Source organism: Streptomyces sp. NPDC057939 (assembly GCF_042887545.1).
Lineage (GTDB): Bacteria > Actinomycetota > Actinomycetes > Streptomycetales > Streptomycetaceae > Streptomyces.
The window spans coordinates 23,453-39,346 of record NZ_JBHVPG010000022.1 but is presented as its reverse complement, the minus strand read 5'-3'; the positions used below and the strand labels follow the sequence as shown (position 1 = coordinate 39,346).

The window sequence follows — 15,894 nt, the reverse complement described above, 5'->3', positions numbered from 1 at the left end:
TACGGGACAGCCCTGAGGGCCCGTCTCTTGGATCCGTCCATGAGATCGTCGTGCCCATGATCGAGTCTTGGGTGATCAATGACGACAGCCTTGTCCCTGTGTCGTCGGCGGTGGTGCTGGAGGCTCTTCGGTCGAGGATCGACAGCGGGCAGCTTGAGACGTGGCTGACCAGTTCGTCTGGACGGTCGCCGGCCTTCGTGGCGAATACTGAGCGAGCGATGGTGATGCTGCTCGAAGACGAGGGTGATTCCGGCGAGCACGCCGTGGCCCCCGGAGCTGAGGGGTCGAGCGACGGGTTCGTCCTCTCCAGCGGGCAGAGCGACGAGTATCCGGATGAGGACACCGTCCCCATCCGTGAGGCATTCAGGCTCGTGGAGCACATCATTGGCACGGGCTCTTGGCCTGCGGACGCGCGTTGGGTGGTCGATCGCTGAACGGGCTATTGCCGTGCCCGGATGAGGATCGCGCCGAGGTGGAGTGCGGCCTGGCAGGCAATGGCGAGCTTGTCCGTTCGCATGGCCAGGCCGCGCCATTGCTTGAGCCGGTTGATGCCGCATTCGACCGCGTGCCGGGCCTTGTAGTCCTCGCGGTGGAAGGCGGGAGGCCGTCCGCCGGTCATTCCCCGGTGATTACGGTGACCGGCCTGATCGGCGGGTTCCAGGATCATGCGGCGGATTGCGCGCCGACGTAGATACGCACGGTTCGCCCGTGATGCGTAGGCCTTGTCGCCCCGCAGCCTCAACGGGCGGACCCGGGGTCGGCCCAGCCCGAGACGGGGAGCTCGGATGGCTTCCAGACGCCCGCAGACGGCAGCCAGGAAGTCTTCGTGCACTTCTCCGCGCTCCGGAGCAATGGCTCCACGACCCTCGCTGAAGGACAGAACGTCGAGTGCGAGATCCACGACGGCCAGAAGGGCTCGGCCGCAGCCAACGTCATGGCCGTACGGGCTCGCCGGGCACGCTGAGTTCCTCAACAGTCCCGAGACGGGCTGTCGGGTGATGACGGCAACCTGGCAGGCGCGGACGATCCCCGACGGGGAGACGCCTGAGAATGACGCCGGGGATCGGCCAACCATCCGACCCGAACTCAGCCGCTGGGCAAACCCTCCTGCTCGGCGTCCACACCCGCGGACAGCTGACCACTCCCACCGATATCTCCCAGCTCCTCGACCTCATGGTCGGATCCGCTGCCTTGTACGGCCCTGTCCGGCGATGCCGACACCGACCGTCGTGAGCTGCACCAGACGGCGATGGACGCCACGGCTGCCGTCGAATGGGGCGGGAGTTACCTGTGGGATGAACTTGTGGCGATTCGCTACGGGTGCCGCCAGCCGGCCGTAGCGCTCGGCGTACCGATTCAGGTGAAATGACTGGTGTTCCGTATCCGCTCGCCAGCCTTGCACCGTCCCGGGAAGAACCGTGTATCAGCCCCTCCGTCCCGCTCACTCCTTACGAGCGGAAGCCGCATTCCGCACCCGACTTGCCGTCACCGGCGCCCAACTCCTCGAACCCGCCTGGCTCGGAAACAGCACCCCACACAGAGTCCGCTGTCCCGCCGGCCACCTCTGCGCACCGCGCCCATCCAACCTTCAGCAGGGCCAGGGCCTGTGCCGAACCTGCGCACGCAAGGACCCCGCCGCCGCTTCCCACGCCTTTCTGGAACGGCTGACAGCCGACGGCGCCACTCTCCTCGAAACCCATTGGCTCGGCGTCCACACCCCCCACCTCATCCGATGCGTCGCAGGACACATCACCCGCCGGCGGCCATCCACACTGCGTCGCAGCGGCTGGGTGTGCCGGCTCTGTCGCCGGCTTCCTGCCCGTTCCAGTCCCTGACGCGGGTGTTCGGTCGCGCTGCTGCAACCAAACACCTTCCTCCCACAGTCTCGGCAGCCGGGATGCTTGGTCGCAGTACTTCAACCAACGGGCATGGATACGTATGCACCCTCTGACGTATCGCATCGAGATGTAGCAGCGCAGGGCTGACGTACCGCCAGGCCAGCACACGCTTGACCAGCAAGAATGCGGCGAGCCCCTTCCTGAACAGTAGGTATCCGCGCCCGAAGCCTCCGGCCCGGTCCCACCATGGCGGCCACAGCCCCGCTCCGAAACGGCTTCGGTCGATCGACGGAAGGGGCGAAGTTCACGCGGTGGCCTCCACGATCAGTGTCCCGATCGTTTCCTTCTCGGGCGGACACGGCAGCCGCCGCCCGCCGGCCGAGGCGAAGCCGGTGGCCAACGACACAGTGCGCAAGGACGCTCGTGCCGCCATCCCGGAGGCGATGCTGCACGGCCGGTGGCAAGTCCGGACCAGCGATCTCGACCGCTACCGGCCTTACCTGGAGCAACGGATCGCCGAGGGCTGCACGAACCGGTCGATCCTCCACCGCGAGCTGCAAGAACGTGGGGCCCGCTGCGCCTACAGCACCCTGCGCGCCCACGTCCATCCGCTGCGACCCGGACGCCGGCCGGCGGTCAACCGCCGCCGACGGCCCGGCCGCCTTCGCCTCGCGAAGCCACCCGCTGGATCATGAGCCATCCGGACCACCGACGCGACGACGACCAACTGTGGCTCACGACGCTGCTGGCCCGTTCGCCCGAACTCGCGGCCATTACCACCCACGTCCGGACGTTCGCGACCGTCATGACGAACCGTGAAGGAGAACGGCTGCGCGGGTGGATCGCTGATGTCTGTGCCGATCAGCAGTGCGGGTTGGCCCCCTTCGCCGCCGGGCTGATCACCGACCTCGACGTCGTCGTCTTCGGCATGAGCATCGAATGTCCTCCGGTCCCGTCGAAGGCCGCGTCGACGACTTGAAAGCCCTCAAGCGCAGCACGTTCGGCAGACCGAAACTGCCGCTGCTGCGCAAGCGGCTTCTCCTGATCGCGGTCAGCCGCCAGCCCTAACCTCTGCCGCGGCGGGCCTGGCGGTCCAGGAACTCGACCAGTCGCGTCTCCGAACGGAGGATCCGTTCTCGCTGCTCAGGAGGAAGAGATGTGAGAAGGTCGACCAGGACTTGCTTGCGCGGGATGTACACCATGCTGCCGGAGTAGATCCGGCAAGCGGAACACCAGGCGAGTCCGATGCACCGCTCGAACATCGAGGACTCGGGCGGATAGAAGCGATACTGGTACGAGCGGACGGGCCTTCCACAGACGGCGCAGACCCGTCGATTGCCGTCGGGAATAGTGTCCCAGCTCCCGACCTTTCGCCAATGCTGTCGCCCGGCCGGTGCTCTTCAAGTCGTCATGCCGAGCATTCTCGCGCACAGAGCCCCGCCCGGCACAGCCGTCCGATCAAGACTCCGGCCGACCACAGACCGTAGCCAACTCTCGGTCACCTTCACGGAATCCGCGCCTGAACCGGAAGAAGGGGTCAAGGCCATTCTCGTTCCCGACCGGCGGCTGCGCAGAACCGAGACCGCGTAGTGCCCTCGGTCAAGGCATCTCGAGTTCGGGCAAGGAGAAGAAGCCGGCGATCGCCTGTACCGTTCGTTCCTCGTTGTCATCCCTGTCAAGATCTGACATCGGACCGATCAGATTCGCAGCCATGAGGACGGGCTGCAGCAGATCAGGCTCCTCGCCCACTGGGTTGGATGGATTCTCGAAGTTGAATCCGGTGATCAGGTTTCCGTCGCGGTAGTACTCGAACAGGGGACCGTGGGCCTTCACCCAGCATGGCTCGGTCACGAAGACGGCGAGTTCGCCGCCGCCCTTGCACAGCCGCCCGTAGTGGGCGAGGTCGTGGTCGCCGCTGTCCCAACTGTTCATGTCGTGCATCAACATCCCCCAGCCGGGGGTCGTGCCGTAGGCGAGTGGCATTCGCCGCTGAACGAGGAGGCCGCGCACGAGCGCATCCAGAGGCAACCCTCGGAAGAAGATGACGTTGGTCTCCTCGTGGTGCGGGAGCGCGCCGCGTATCCAATGCATCATGCCGGCCACCGTAGAGGAACCCACTGACGCAGCCCTGCGGCCGACGCTCGCCGTCGACATAGCGATCAGCTGGGCAAGTCGGCCACGGCGGCAGCCCACAGGTCGTCAGCCTGGACGGCCGAGAGGGCCCTGTGGAGCCGGAGCCTTTGAACTCACACGTTCGAGGGGGCGGGCCGGCGGTATTCGATCGGGGAACTGCGTGGGGGCGGGTCTCGCTGTGGTGGCGCGTCGCGGCGGTCAATCGAGCAGCTGGAGGCGGGACATGGGGGATGGGCGGCTTGGGATTGATCCTGCGGACCCTCTCCGGTGAGCTATATTGAACGCGTTCATACTGAACTTGTTCAATTGGATCACCCGCACGAGCGGGGAGCATCGTGCGAGGAGTCGCGCCACCATGGCCGAAATGAAGATCACGACCACCGCACCAGTGACCGCGAGTCGCCAGAAGGGGGTCCGGCGCAGATCGAGGACGATTTGGACCCTCGCCACCGTTGCGGTCGTGGGTGTCGTCGGCGCCGGAGGGTGGTGCGTCCACAACGTCGCCCAAGTCCTCGACGGGACCCAGCCCGTTTCATGTGACCATGCCATGAGGTTCGCCGCCGCCCAGCCGCTACCGGACTCCGCGCGGAAAGCCGAATGCGTGCACGGCCAGTGGCTCGGCATCCAGTACAGGGCCGAATTCCACATCCCCCGACCGGACTTCGAAGCCTGGCTCCGGGCCTCCTACCCCACGGCGAAGCCGCTGCGGACCTGTACTCCTGAGGGCGAGCTGTGCGTGGACGTCCAGATGCCGGAGGACACCACGCCGCCGGATTCCAAGGGCATCGTCAGACGGCGCATCGCGGACGACACCTCGATCGACGCCTGGCCCCTGGCCGACGGAACCCTCCGCGTGAAACTGAGCGCCTACACGGTCTGACGAGCGGTCCTGAACTGTGTTTCCGCGGGAACCGGCGCCGCCGGCCGCCGGTTGGCCGCCGTGTGGACATCGCATGCCCTCGGTGCCGCCGTACGGGACGGCAACGGTCCGCTTCCCGTACGGGGGAACCGGATTGAAGCAACTGCTACCTGCGGCAGTCCGGCGGGCCTGACGATGCGGTCTGTTCCAGCCGCAAAGGTCGGGCGGTCAGGCCCGCCCTCGATGACTTCCGCGAAGCCTTGAGCTACCTGGGGGAGGTCAACTGACCCGAGCTGGCCACCGTCCGCCCCAGAATTCGTACACACAAGCAACTCGCCCCAGACTGAGCAAGTATGGCCATTCCCCAACTTCCGATCGCCCCGCGTGAAGTCCTGGGTACCCGGAACACTGTTCGTACCTGCGAGCGGTGGTGGCCATCGCGCAGGGTCGTGACTTGTCTTGACGGACTCGGCAGCAGCTACGGAACGTTCCTGGTGGAATACGTGCGGACCTCCTTCGCGTCGGGGTTGATGTCGCTCACGTCGATCCAGGACGTCAAGGCGTAGGCCATCGCCTCATCGCCCTGCGCGGGCGCGTTGACCGGGGGTGAGGACGTGGCACGTGTCGCCGGCGACACCGGGCGTGCGGAACTCTCGGCATTCCAGCAAGGCCATACGGACCCGGCTGAATTCCGTGGCGGCGGCCGGTTCGGAGTGGGCGGTGAGCACGCTCGTTCCGCTCCACTGGAGGCTTTCCTGGCTGCGGAAGCTCTGGGCCATGGTCGCTGTTCGCGGCGCGTCGCGGTAGGGGGTTACAGTCGGCTCGCAGGCGGGGTCACTGGTCGGCTGGGGCGTCGCCTGCGGGTCCTGTTCGTGCACCTTCTTCCCGCTCGACCCGGCCGGAGTGATCTCACCCTCCGGCAGAGCAACCGCGAGGAGCGCCGCGGCATCGAGGGCACGGAGGACGAGGTGTTCGCCGCAGGGGATGTTCCAGCAGCACGCTGTTCCGAACCCGCGCCACCCGCAGGGTCCGCGGCGGAACATCCCGCAGTCAGTGTGCCGCCGGCAGCAGCGCTGCGGCCGTCACGTCCCCTTGGCCATTGGGTCCACCACCTTCGACGTTCACGCGTACTCCACGGGTGGATCGGCTTCGTTCTGGCTGTGACCAGGGCGGCACTTCGTTGGGCGTGCTAGCGCCGCGGGGCTCTGGTGCGTTCCTTGATGGCGACCGCGAAGGCCATCACGATGATGATCACGACTGCGCAGAGCAACATGCCGCCGATTCCGACGGCGAACAACCGAACCACCGACCAGACCAGCTCTTCCTTCGTGATCGTCACAAGGCTCCCATCCGAGCGCGACTGTCACGCGGCCTATGGATTCTGCCGCGCTGGGCACCATGTTTGACGAGTCGTTACCGAACCGCTTCCAAGCACCGACCCGCCCCCCCCGCAGCACCTCGGATCGCTGTGATGCCACCGGCACAGGGCGCCCCGGACCTCTTCGAGCCGGTCTCGTGGCCCGGTCCATCTGAAAGGCCTCGTCGATCACAAGGCGGACCCGGACGCCCGTCGCCACCCGCCACGAGAAACGTGCCCACACCCACCTCGAAACCCTTACCCCCGCAGACCCATCATCTGGCTTCGCACATGTTCCAAGGATCGGTGCCCAGTACCCTCCCACCATGACTGCGACCTTCGATGACGTTGTCCGCGCCCGCCTGCAGGCCCCCAACGTCTGGTACGTCGGAACCGTGTTCGCCGATGGAGCACCGCAGGTCAGCCCGATGTGGGTGGATCTGGAGGGGGAGGGGGAACTGACGTTCAACACCTCGGTCGGTCGGGTGAAGGAGGAGAACCTGCGCCGCGACCCCCGTGTCTATCTCTCGCACGCGGACGCCACCGACCCCTTCGACCGAGTCCAGATCAGTGGCGTGGCGACCCGGTTCATCGAGGGCGAGGAAGCCCACGACCGGATGGACCAGCTGGCCCGCAAGTACCTTGGCAGCGACTACGAGTGGACCATGCCGGGGGAACAGCGAGTCGCTGTGATCGTGCGCCCACTCAAGGTGCGACACATCGTCGGGGTGGAGCGCTTCAGGCCGGGAGGTCCCATCCCCGGCCCCTGACCGGCAGGCACACCCCGTCGCGGCAGTCCTCCTCAGCCGTATCCCGCTGATCAAGTGGTTCGCTGCGGGTCTGGCGCGCGACGAATGGTCCCGGTACGGCAGAGGAGACGATCATTCGGTCATGAGACCCGAAGTGCAGACGTTCGTCGCTGATGGACCGCTACCCGACTGGGATGCGAGCGAGGAAGAGATCGACCGGCGCGACCACCAGCTGTCGGCGATCTCGCGCCCTGTCACGTCCGAAGAGGCGGCTGCCCTGGCCACCTGCTTCGGCCCCGACGACTGCTACGGCGTCGCCTGGACACTCGTGCACCTGATCGAGACTGCTCCCGGCCCGGTGCCACAGTGGGAGGATCCGGGTCCCGAAGCCGGTGACTGGGCCGAGGTTCTGAGGGCGCGATGGGGTGGCGGCTCGACGGTTTAACTGGATGAGGCGGACCCGCGATGGCCGGGGTGATGAGGACTGGGTTCGAGGCATGGGCGGTGGTCGACCGCTGAAGGCCCGGTTGGAATAGCCGGTACGCGTGGGTGGCCTCTGCCGGCCAGGGCTACGGCTGACGGCGTAGGCGGTGTTGGCGTGTGATGTGGCCTGGATCATCGAGACCGGCACCGACTCCTACCGTCTCGCCAGCACCCGCGCTCGCGCCGCGGAAGCGGCCCAGGCCGGCTGACCCCTGCCGCTACCTGCTGTGACGGGCCGCCGCCCGGAGGGCGGCGGCCCGTCACAGCAGGTGCCCCAGTAGGCTGCGCTGGTCATGGACATGCACGCCGCACCCGAGCAGACCCTGCACGACGCGATCTCTTGTGGCCCGCCGGTCCGGCAACTCTTCCGGGACGTCATTGCCGATCGCCTGCTGGACCGCTTGCCGCTCCAAGCGGCGATGTTGTTCGGCTCAGCGATCGACCCGACCTGGGACGACCGGTCCTTCCTCGCCGAGTTCTACAACGAGATCCTCCACCAGGACACCTGCCAGCCCTACACCGCTGACGGCCTGGCCCTGCTTGCGGCCCTGGCCGTCGACGACCGGACCCCCGCCCGACACCGGTTCGAAGCCGTCGACCTGCTGTTCAGCGCCGCCACTGTCGCCGAGCGCCACCTCGCCGAGGCCTGGCCGGCCACCCCGCGACATGCCGATCCCCACAGCGAGGCCCGAGCCGGCAACGCGGTCCTGTTGCACACCCCTGATCTACTCGCCCGCTGGTCGGCCGAATGCCCCGCAGTTCGGTTGGCTCTCGCCGGTCTCGCCGTGGTCTTTCCGACCGTCCGCACCCTGCCCGCGCTGACAGCGCGCCTGCACACCGTCATGAACCAGTACCCCAAGGGCACCGACATCGGCGACTACGTGCGGTTCGTCCTTGTGCTGGCTGCCCAGGACGACAGTCGGACTCTCGAGGTGACCGAGAAACTCACCGACGCCTACTGGAGGGGCACAGCACGCGGAGTGCCGACACGGGCACGAGCTCTCCACCTCCTCGGCCAGATGCTGACCAGGGTCGGAGCTGGACTCACCCGGCCACGCGCGGGGCAATGACGCGTCACAGGCGCCGCTTTTTCTCATGAACATCTAAGACCGCGTTTGAGATCTGCTCTGACGTGCGGCTGAGGTGCCCCCGAAGTGGCCGGTGTGGTTGAGGGGAGCTCGGAGGTGGCAGGTGCGGTACCGGTGAAGCAGTTCCTCATCAGCGAGGAAGGCAAACGGCGGCCTACGAAGCAGCCGTTGCAGAGTCAGCTAATGTCCGAGCATGGCAGAGAAGGACATACTCGGGACAGCGCCAGACGACCCGGTGGCAGCCAAGTGGCAGGTCGTGCGGGACATGGGCGCGAACCTCATCGACACAGCCCTGGTGGAGGCGGCATATGCAAACCCTGCCCTCCGGGCTCTGTTTCCGCTGGTCAGTCATGGATCGCTGCAGTTCAGCCGGTGCACCCGCTTCCCTTGGTCGCAAGACCTGCCCTCGATCTTCCCCCATGGCGAACGGCACTTCCGTGTTCGTCGGCTGCATGAGCCGCGCGGTTCGGGGCGGGAGCAGATCGGTGGCGCCGTTATTGCTGATGAGGCCGTGGAACTCGTAGCCTCGCACCTCCCCCCTGACTGTGGTCCTGCCCTTGATGGCACGCCCGACGACCTCGAATCGCTCAGCCGAGTCGAATAGCTTGTCCGGTTTCGGTGCGTACGAGCGGGTGCGGGCCCGGCCGCGTCGCCGGTCGGGCGCGGGTGAGCCGGCGGACCATGATGCCGATCATCGCCCAGCGGATCACGGTCTCGGACCGGGCCGGAATGGTCTCGTAGTCCCGGGCGAGGCGCCGGTGGGCGGTGAGCCAAGAGAAGGTGCGCTCGATCGCCCACCGCTTGGGTTGGACCTGGAAGCCGCGTTGGCCCGGGCTTTTACGGACGATGTCCAGCTCGCGGCCGAGGATCTGAGCGGTCCAATCGACCAGGCGTCCGGCGAAGTCCTGGTCCGCCCAGATCTTCTTCACACCCGGGTGGTCGAGGCGGGTCCACAGCAGCGGACGCCTGGCGCCGTCGCGGTCCTGGATGTTCGCGGCGACGACGTGGACGGCCAGGAGCAGGCCGAGGGTGTCGGTGACGATGAACCGCTTGCGGCCCTTGACCTTCTTGCCTGCATCGAAGCCTCTGGCAGCGGCGGGGACGGTGTCGGCAGTGCGCACGGACTGAGAGTCGATTGGTCCGGCACTCGGTTCAAGGTTGCGTCCGTCGGCCACGCGGACCCGGTCACGCAGTGCGTCGTGGACACGCTCGACGGTGCTGTCATCGTGCCACCAGGTGAAGTACCAGTAGACCGTGGGCCAGGGGGGAAGTCTTTCGGCAGCTGCCGCCAAGCGCACCCTGTCCGCACCACGTAGAAGATCGCGTCCACGATCCGACGCCGCGGATGCTTCTCCCGCCGCCCGCCCTTCGGCCCCACCCGCGCCGGCGGCAGCAACGGCTCCACAAGCGTCCGCTGCTCGTCCGTTGGATCCGACGGATACCCGCCCCCAGAACCGCTCGCGAAGAGTCCAACGAGCACGTCAGCCCACGGCTACGGCAGATCTCAAACGCGGTCTAAGGGCCTCAAGATCCGCAACTGCTGCCCAAACCGGCGGACAAACGCTGCCCCTGGAATTGAACAAAGCCGATCGGGACGGGTGCCGCTGAGGATCGCGTGGGCCAGGAGGCGAATCCGGGTCATGGCTGCCTGCAGGTGCTCGGCGGTCGCCGCGAGCAGGGTGATCGCTTCGCGGACGTAGGCCGGGCGGTGGCCACCATCGATCTGGAAGCCGACTGCCGGCAGGGTGAACGTGTCGCCCTTGCGAAGGTGGGCCTGCGCCAGGAGCGCTTGACGGTCGGCTTTGAGGCGGCGCCATCGTGATCGGCGTTGCCGGCGATGGGTGCGCATCAGGTCGGCGAGACTGTTCAGCGAACGGGTGCTCAGCGGGATCGCGGCAGGGTGGGACAGCAATCAGGCTCCCGGGAGTTCCCGGGCATCTTTCTCGGTCGATTGCTTGTCCTACCGGGAGCCCCACCCGACCCCGCGCCCTACCCGATACGCGCCCTCAGCTGACCAAAGCCAGTTGGAAAACGCTCAATGGACCGTTTTTGAGACCGGCGCAGGCTCGGTAGGGCTTGAGGTCGCAGCCTCGTGAGCGGCCGGTCGTTCAGCGGGGCAGGATGCGCAGTACTGCCTGGTGATCGCCGCCGAGCCGCAAGCCTTGCTGTACTGCGGCGCTCAGATCGAGTTCGCCGAGCAGGGTCGCGGCCAGCAGGTGCGGCGGTCCGGTCAGGGACGCGGTGGGGTGGTCGACCCTGCCGGCGTGGGTGTGCACCGAGCCGTCCTTGACTTCGATGACCAGATCTTCGTTGCCGTCGGCGTGCAGTTGCAGGGCGATTGCCGGCTGGTCGGGGTGGTGGTCGGTGAGTGCCCGGGCGGGCACGTCCAGCCAGTGGGTGCGGAAGGTGTCGCTGCCGGCCGGTTCACGCAACAGCGGAATTCCCCATCGGCTCAGTTCCTGCAGCACCGGCTCCAGCGTGCGGCCACGCTCGGTGAGGGAGAACAGGGTGGTGGCCACCGGCGGCGGGGCGGCCTCGCGGTGGATCAGGCCGGCTTCCTCGAGTTCGCGGAGCCGGTCGACCAGCAGGTTGCTGGCGATTCCGGGCAGCCCGTTGCGCAGGTCGGTGTGCCGGCAAGGACCCAGGGCGAGCAGTTCGCGGATGATCAGCAGGGTCCATCGGTCGCCGATGGTGTCCAGTGCTTTCGCGATGCCGCAGTACTGCCCGTAAGTGCGCATGCCACCACCCTACATCGCGACGTTGAGATTCAAAACTTCCTTGTTGACTTTCTCAACAAGGTCGGTCTAGCGTCGCTGCCCATGACCACCACCCTTTCCGTGCGTCGGCTGGCCTGGGCCGGCGTCGAGATCCGTCTCGGCGACACCCGCCTGCTGATCGACCCGCTCGAGAACGTCGCTCCGCTGGCGCCGGTGATGGGGCCGCCGCACCGGCCGGTCGACCCGGTCGACACCCCGCCCGGCACCCACGCCCTCATCACCCACCTGCACCCCGACCACTACGACCACGACCTGATCGCCCGGATCGCGACCACCGGCACGATCGGCTGCCACACCCCGAGCGCGGCCGCGCTGCGCGAGGCGGGCATCACCCCCGTTGCCCAGGACCTGGGCCGGTCACGGCGCATCGGAGAGCTGACCGTCACCCCGGTGACCTCGCTGGACTGGCGCGGCAACGACTGTGACCAGGTCGCCTGGGTCGTCGAAGGCGCCGGCCGGCGGGTCATCCACTGCGGCGACACCCAGTGGCACGGCAGCTGGTGGCAGATCGCCCGCGACCACGGCCCGTTCGACGTCGCGTTCGTCCCGGTCAACGGCGTCATCGCCCACTTCGAGGGTTACGCGGCCAACGTCCCGGCGACCATGACCCCCGAGCAGGGCGTCGAGGCCGCCGTCGCACTCGGCGCCGGCACCGTCTGCGCCATGCACTACGGCCTGTTCCACAACCCGCCGTTCTACACCGAACAACCCGACATCGAGCAGCGCTTCCAGCACGCCGCCGACGAGCGCGGCATCACCGCGGCCATCGTCGCCGACGGCCGGCCCGTTCTGTGACCATCAGAAACAAGGAGCAACACATGAAGATCGTCCTGTTCGGTGCCGGCGGCAACATCGGCCGGCCCGCCACCGAGGAATTGCTGCGGCGCGGACACACCGTCACCGCGGTCACCCGATCCGGCCACGTCGACGGCCTCGAGCACAAGGCCCTGACCGTGACCACCGGTGACGTCACCGACCCGGCGGCGGTCGCCGGCCTCGCCGCCTCCCACGACGCCGTACTGTCGGCCGTCGGCCCCCGGATCGGCCAGGAGAACGACCGCGCCACGATCGTCGGTGCCGCCCGTGCCCTGATCGACGGACTCCGCCGAGCCGGCGTCACCCGCCTGGTTACCATCGGGGGTGCCGGTAGCCTGCGCACGCCGACAGGCGCCCGGGTCATGGACGACCCGGAGTTCCCCGCGCTGTGGAAGGCCAACGCCGAGGCCCAGTCCGAAGCGCTCGACCTCTACCGCGGCGTGCACGACCTCGACTGGACGTACGTGTCGCCCGCCGCGGTCATCGGAGCGGGCGAGCGGACCGGGGCCTACCGCAGCGCCGGGGACAGCCTGCTCACCGACGACGACGGCAACAGCCGCATTTCGTACGCCGACTACGCGATCGCCCTGGCCGACACGATCGAGGGCGGCACCGCGATCCGCCGCCGCATCACCGTGGCGTACTGACCATGAGCAACGACGCCGCCGGCCGGCACACCCGATTCATCGTCCTGCTCGCAGCGCTCGTGGCCCTGGGACCACTGTCCATCGACGGCTACCTGCCCGCACTGCCGGACCTCGCCGGCGACCTGCGCGCCGGCGCCGCGGCCACCCAGCTCACCATCACCGCCTGTCTGGCCGGGCTGGCCATCGGACAGTTGATCGCCGGGCCGCTGAGCGACACCTACGGCCGGCGGCGTCCGTTGCTGGCGGGCCTCGCCCTCTACACGATCGCCGGCGCGCTCTGCGCGGTGGCACCAGACCTGCGGACCTTCGTCGGCCTACGCCTGGTCCAGGGCATCGGCGGGGCGTTCGGCATCGTCATCGCCAACGCCATGGTCCGCGACCGCACCTCCGGAACCCGCACCGCACGTCTCTTCGCCACACTGACCTTGATCACCGGCCTGGCGCCGGTGTTCGCGCCGGTCCTCGGCGGCCAGCTACTGCGCGTCACGACCTGGCCTGGAATCTTCGTGGCCCTGGCCGTACTCGGCGCCGTGATGCTGGCGGCCTCCGCCGCAGGAGTGCCGGAGAGCCGGCCCTCCGCGTCACGCCGGCCACTGCCGGCCGTCGTCGGGCAGCTGCTCAGCGACCGGGTCTTCATCGGGTACGTCCTGGCCAACGGCCTGGTCTTCGCGGCGATGTTCGCCTACATCTCCGGCTCGCCGTTCGTCCTGCAGGAAATCCACGGCCTGTCACCGCAGCAGTACAGCGCCGTGTTCGCCGTCAACGCCGCCGGACTCATCGCGGCCGCCCGGATCAGCGGCCGGCTGGTGGCCCGGGCCGGCGCCCGCGCGCTGCTGTTCGCCGGTCTGCTGGGCGCGACAGCCGGTGGCACCACGGTCCTGGGCGCGGTGCTGACACGGGCACCCCTGCCCGTGCTCCTGATCGGCCTGTTCGTCCTGGTCTCCAGCGTGGGCCTGGTCATGCCGAACGCCACGGCCCAGGCCATGGCCGACCACGGCGGACACGCCGGGTCGGCCGCCGCTCTGCTCGGCTTCAGCCAGTTCATGTTCGGCGCGGCACTTGCTCCGCTGGCCGGCGCGGGTGGCGCCACCGACGCCTTGCCGATGGGAATCATCGTCGCCGTGCTGCCGGCGCTCGCTCTGCTCACACTCGGCGTCCTCACCCGGTCGATGCCCGGTGATCGCACTCGTAGGCAGGCTCGCCGAGGACCTGCCGGGGACCGGCGACCGCGCCGGCACATCGATCGCGGACGAGCCGGCATCCAGTGAGCCGTTCCATCCTTCGTGGTTGGAGCGGGACCGGCTCCTGGACATCGCGGCCGGATGCGGCGGCACGGACGTGGAGTTCACTCCCGACCGTAGCCACGCAATGGGCGCCGAAGGCGCCCGGCGGGCGGACGGGCCTTCGCCCGTGGCGTGCGAGGCCGGATGCCCTGCCGTACCCATACCCTGCTTCCGCGCACGCCCGCCACACCCGTCCGCCACACACGGCGGACACCACGACGAAGGAGCCCTGATGCCCGTTCCACCCTTCCGACGCGTGATCAGCGCCGCCGCGGCGGCCTGTCTGTCGGTCCTGCTGGCGACTCCGCTGGCACAAGCCGCCGGTCCCGCCCCGGAGGACGGAGGCGAGACGTTGATCCTGTCGAACGAGGAGTACGCCCAACGCTTCGGGCACCGGTGCGCACGGCCGGCGGGCGTCTCAGGGCCCACCGATCAGCTCGCACCTGGCGACGGCCGGCTCTCGGCGCGCGAGGCCTGGCGGCAGTCGTAAAGCGCGCGGGCCCGAACCGGGCACCCCGGGGCGGCCCGCCGATCCTTCTCGCAAGCGGTCCGCGGCGCCGACAGCCTTGACGTTGAACGCCTGGCGCAGTGCCGCGGCACGGATCGAGGGGGCGCGGGATGGTGAAGAGGGCGGCGATACCGAGGGCTCGGACGAGGATCGCCCGCAGGCGGCGGCCGGCCGCGGGTTACGTCAGGTGCGGGCCAGAGCTCGTACCAGTTCGTCGCGGGTCATGTGTGAGCGGCCGGGTAGGTGGGCGGCGGCCGCCTCCTTGTAGAGGGCGGCCTTTGGACAGGCCGTCGAGGTCCTCCTTCTTGGGTGCGGGGCGGATCCGCTTCTTCGCCGCAGCCGGCTTCTTCGGGGAGGTGGTTCTGCCGGAGGCGGTGGCTTTTCCGCCGGTGGCTTTCGGGCTCGCCGCTCGTTCTGCGCTGGCGCTCAGGGCTTCCGCGAGGTCGACGACGCCGGTCGGCTCGGTGGCGGGTTCGACCTTCTCCACGCTCGCGCCCGCCTGTTTGGCGTCGATGGGGGCGGCGACCTTCTCCTGGAAGGTGTCGTGGAACTGTTCGGGGTTCCAGGTCATGCTGAGGGCGGTGATGAGTTGCTCGGCCATCCGTAGTCCTTGGCGGAGGCCTTGGTACGGCCGGGCAGGGCGTCGATCTCCTTCTTCGGGTCCCGGATCTCGTCGGCCCAGTGCAGGGTGTGCAGGGTCAGGAGGCCGTTCTCGGCTTTGAGGGCGACGAGGTATTCGTGCCGGCGCATCACGAACGTGGCGTTCCCGGCCTTCCCGGCCTTCGTCAGTGCCTGCTCAAGAAGGCTGTAGACCTTGTCGAAGCCCTTCCCGCGAGGGCCGAGGCAATAGGTTGTTCCTTCGGATCGACCAAAACGTACTCGCCGCCGGTGTCGTAGCCCTTCACGATGTCCGACAGGTCCACTTCGTCGCCGGTTCGTTCGTTGATCCGTTTGTTGCGGATGCGGTCGGAGGTGCCGCGCTGGAGCTGATGGAAGTGGATGGTGTGGCTGTCGGTGGCTGTGCAGAGGCCGACCGGCGGGCTGACCTTCTCTGAGCCATCCCGATGTGTGGTGGACGCGGAGCGACATCGTTTCGCGGGTCGGCAATCTGTTGTGCGGCGGCGCTCGGGGATGTCGTATCGTGGACAGGTCCCTGCGTCGAGGTGTCGGTGGCAGTGACCGGAGTTCTTGTTCCTTCTGTGTGTCGATCTTGAGGTGACGTCCTATTAACCAGGCCGTGTAGTCGTCCGTGTTCCCCGCGTGCTGATGTGTCGCACGTGTCCGGGGGCGGACGTCGCGCCGGCCTGAGTTGCGTCACCCATCCCCGCAGTTTTCCGTCCCGGGTGCAGCTCTGCC

Annotated in this window: 17 protein-coding genes and 5 pseudogenes; 14 read left to right on the top strand and 8 right to left on the bottom strand. The window is 68.1% G+C overall.

Going from position 1 to position 15,894, the window contains the following annotated elements; genetic code table 11:
• Positions 1-56 precede the first annotated feature (56 nt).
• Positions 57-434, top strand: coding sequence for a hypothetical protein (locus ACFVS6_RS23345; RefSeq protein ID WP_389706488.1), 378 nt, complete (start codon positions 57-59; stop codon positions 432-434).
• A gap of 5 nt (positions 435-439) precedes the next feature.
• On the opposite strand, the pseudogene ACFVS6_RS23340 reads toward ACFVS6_RS23345, so the two are convergent.
• Positions 440-787: pseudogene (locus tag ACFVS6_RS23340) on the bottom strand (transposase); the annotation flags it as partial.
• Between the two features lie 39 nt (positions 788-826).
• Here ACFVS6_RS23340 and ACFVS6_RS23335 point away from each other — a divergent pair.
• The 3 genes from ACFVS6_RS23335 to ACFVS6_RS23325 all read left to right on the top strand — a co-directional run bounded on the left by ACFVS6_RS23335 (position 827) and on the right by ACFVS6_RS23325 (position 2,817).
• Complete coding sequence (locus ACFVS6_RS23335; RefSeq protein ID WP_389706487.1) at positions 827-964, top strand: cold shock domain-containing protein; 138 nt, start codon at positions 827-829, stop codon at positions 962-964.
• 1,185 nt (positions 965-2,149) lie between these two features.
• Entirely contained in the window at positions 2,150-2,533 is a 384-nt protein-coding gene (locus tag ACFVS6_RS23330) for a hypothetical protein (RefSeq protein ID WP_389706486.1), read from the top strand.
• Positions 2,530-2,817: a hypothetical protein gene (locus ACFVS6_RS23325; RefSeq protein WP_389706484.1), complete on the top strand. Its 288-nt coding sequence runs from the start codon at positions 2,530-2,532 to the stop codon at positions 2,815-2,817. Before ACFVS6_RS23330 ends, ACFVS6_RS23325 begins: the two co-directional genes overlap by 4 nt.
• A gap of 620 nt (positions 2,818-3,437) precedes the next feature.
• On the opposite strand, the gene ACFVS6_RS23320 is transcribed toward ACFVS6_RS23325, so the two are convergent.
• Positions 3,438-3,932 carry a hypothetical protein gene (locus ACFVS6_RS23320; protein ID WP_389706482.1) on the bottom strand — a complete coding sequence of 165 codons (495 nt, stop codon included), beginning with the start codon at positions 3,930-3,932 and terminating at the stop codon, positions 3,438-3,440.
• Positions 3,933-4,326: 394 nt separating this feature from the next.
• Here ACFVS6_RS23320 and ACFVS6_RS23315 point away from each other — a divergent pair, with 394 nt between their 5' ends.
• Entirely contained in the window at positions 4,327-4,851 is a 525-nt protein-coding gene (locus tag ACFVS6_RS23315; protein WP_389706481.1) for a hypothetical protein, read from the top strand.
• 1,168 nt (positions 4,852-6,019) lie between these two features.
• On the opposite strand, the gene ACFVS6_RS23310 is transcribed toward ACFVS6_RS23315, so the two are convergent.
• Positions 6,020-6,169 (bottom strand): hypothetical protein, encoded by a 150-nt coding sequence (locus ACFVS6_RS23310; protein WP_389706480.1) that lies wholly within the window; start codon positions 6,167-6,169, stop codon positions 6,020-6,022.
• Positions 6,170-6,513: 344 nt separating this feature from the next.
• Between ACFVS6_RS23310 and ACFVS6_RS23305 the strand changes: the two genes are divergently transcribed.
• The 5 genes and pseudogenes from ACFVS6_RS23305 (at position 6,514) to ACFVS6_RS23285 (ending at position 9,111) form a co-directional block, all read left to right on the top strand.
• Positions 6,514-6,957 (top strand): TIGR03618 family F420-dependent PPOX class oxidoreductase, encoded by a 444-nt coding sequence (locus ACFVS6_RS23305; RefSeq protein WP_389706479.1) that lies wholly within the window; start codon positions 6,514-6,516, stop codon positions 6,955-6,957.
• 121 nt (positions 6,958-7,078) lie between these two features.
• Positions 7,079-7,381 (top strand): hypothetical protein, encoded by a 303-nt coding sequence (locus ACFVS6_RS23300; RefSeq protein WP_389706477.1) that lies wholly within the window; start codon positions 7,079-7,081, stop codon positions 7,379-7,381.
• A 169-nt stretch (positions 7,382-7,550) separates the two neighbouring features.
• Positions 7,551-7,628: pseudogene (locus ACFVS6_RS23295) on the top strand (ATPase); the annotation flags it as partial.
• Positions 7,629-7,712: 84 nt separating this feature from the next.
• A complete protein-coding gene (locus tag ACFVS6_RS23290; protein ID WP_389706476.1) occupies positions 7,713-8,489 on the top strand; it encodes a hypothetical protein in 777 nt (258 codons plus the stop codon).
• Between the two features lie 211 nt (positions 8,490-8,700).
• Positions 8,701-9,111, top strand: a complete 411-nt coding sequence (locus ACFVS6_RS23285) for a DUF6193 family natural product biosynthesis protein (RefSeq protein ID WP_389706474.1) — start codon at positions 8,701-8,703, stop codon at positions 9,109-9,111.
• Here the strand turns inward: ACFVS6_RS23285 and ACFVS6_RS23280 are convergent.
• The 3 genes and pseudogenes from ACFVS6_RS23280 to ACFVS6_RS23270 all read right to left on the bottom strand — a co-directional run bounded on the left by ACFVS6_RS23280 (position 9,095) and on the right by ACFVS6_RS23270 (position 11,245).
• Positions 9,095-9,987 (bottom strand): annotated as a pseudogene (locus tag ACFVS6_RS23280) (IS5 family transposase). The gene ACFVS6_RS23285 and the pseudogene ACFVS6_RS23280 sit on opposite strands and share 17 nt — an antisense overlap.
• Before the next feature lie 117 nt (positions 9,988-10,104).
• Positions 10,105-10,419 (bottom strand): annotated as a pseudogene (locus tag ACFVS6_RS23275) (IS5/IS1182 family transposase); the annotation flags it as partial.
• A gap of 196 nt (positions 10,420-10,615) precedes the next feature.
• The gene (locus tag ACFVS6_RS23270) at positions 10,616-11,245 is read right to left on the bottom strand and encodes a winged helix-turn-helix transcriptional regulator (protein WP_389706472.1); all 630 of its coding nucleotides are present in this window, start codon (positions 11,243-11,245) and stop codon (positions 10,616-10,618) included.
• Positions 11,246-11,326: 81 nt separating this feature from the next.
• On the opposite strand from ACFVS6_RS23270, the gene ACFVS6_RS23265 reads away from it, so the two are divergent.
• The 4 genes from ACFVS6_RS23265 to ACFVS6_RS23250 all read left to right on the top strand — a co-directional run bounded on the left by ACFVS6_RS23265 (position 11,327) and on the right by ACFVS6_RS23250 (position 14,520).
• On the top strand, positions 11,327-12,079 hold the full coding sequence (locus ACFVS6_RS23265) for an MBL fold metallo-hydrolase (protein WP_389706470.1): 753 nt from the start codon (positions 11,327-11,329) through the stop codon (positions 12,077-12,079).
• A 23-nt stretch (positions 12,080-12,102) separates the two neighbouring features.
• Positions 12,103-12,747: an NAD(P)-dependent oxidoreductase gene (locus tag ACFVS6_RS23260; RefSeq protein ID WP_389706468.1), complete on the top strand. Its 645-nt coding sequence runs from the start codon at positions 12,103-12,105 to the stop codon at positions 12,745-12,747.
• Between the two features lie 2 nt (positions 12,748-12,749).
• The gene (locus tag ACFVS6_RS23255) at positions 12,750-14,015 is read left to right on the top strand and encodes a multidrug effflux MFS transporter (RefSeq protein WP_389706466.1); all 1,266 of its coding nucleotides are present in this window, start codon (positions 12,750-12,752) and stop codon (positions 14,013-14,015) included.
• Positions 14,016-14,262: 247 nt separating this feature from the next.
• Entirely contained in the window at positions 14,263-14,520 is a 258-nt protein-coding gene (locus ACFVS6_RS23250; protein ID WP_389706465.1) for a hypothetical protein, read from the top strand.
• A 196-nt stretch (positions 14,521-14,716) separates the two neighbouring features.
• Here ACFVS6_RS23250 and ACFVS6_RS23245 read toward each other — a convergent pair whose 3' ends face one another.
• Together ACFVS6_RS23245 and ACFVS6_RS23240 are read right to left on the bottom strand one after the other, a co-directional pair.
• Positions 14,717-15,139, bottom strand: a complete 423-nt coding sequence (locus tag ACFVS6_RS23245) for a hypothetical protein (RefSeq protein ID WP_389706463.1) — start codon at positions 15,137-15,139, stop codon at positions 14,717-14,719.
• Positions 15,106-15,539, bottom strand: a pseudogene (locus ACFVS6_RS23240) (Ku protein). The gene ACFVS6_RS23245 and the pseudogene ACFVS6_RS23240 overlap by 34 nt, the downstream one beginning before the upstream one ends.
• Positions 15,540-15,894 lie beyond the last annotated feature (355 nt).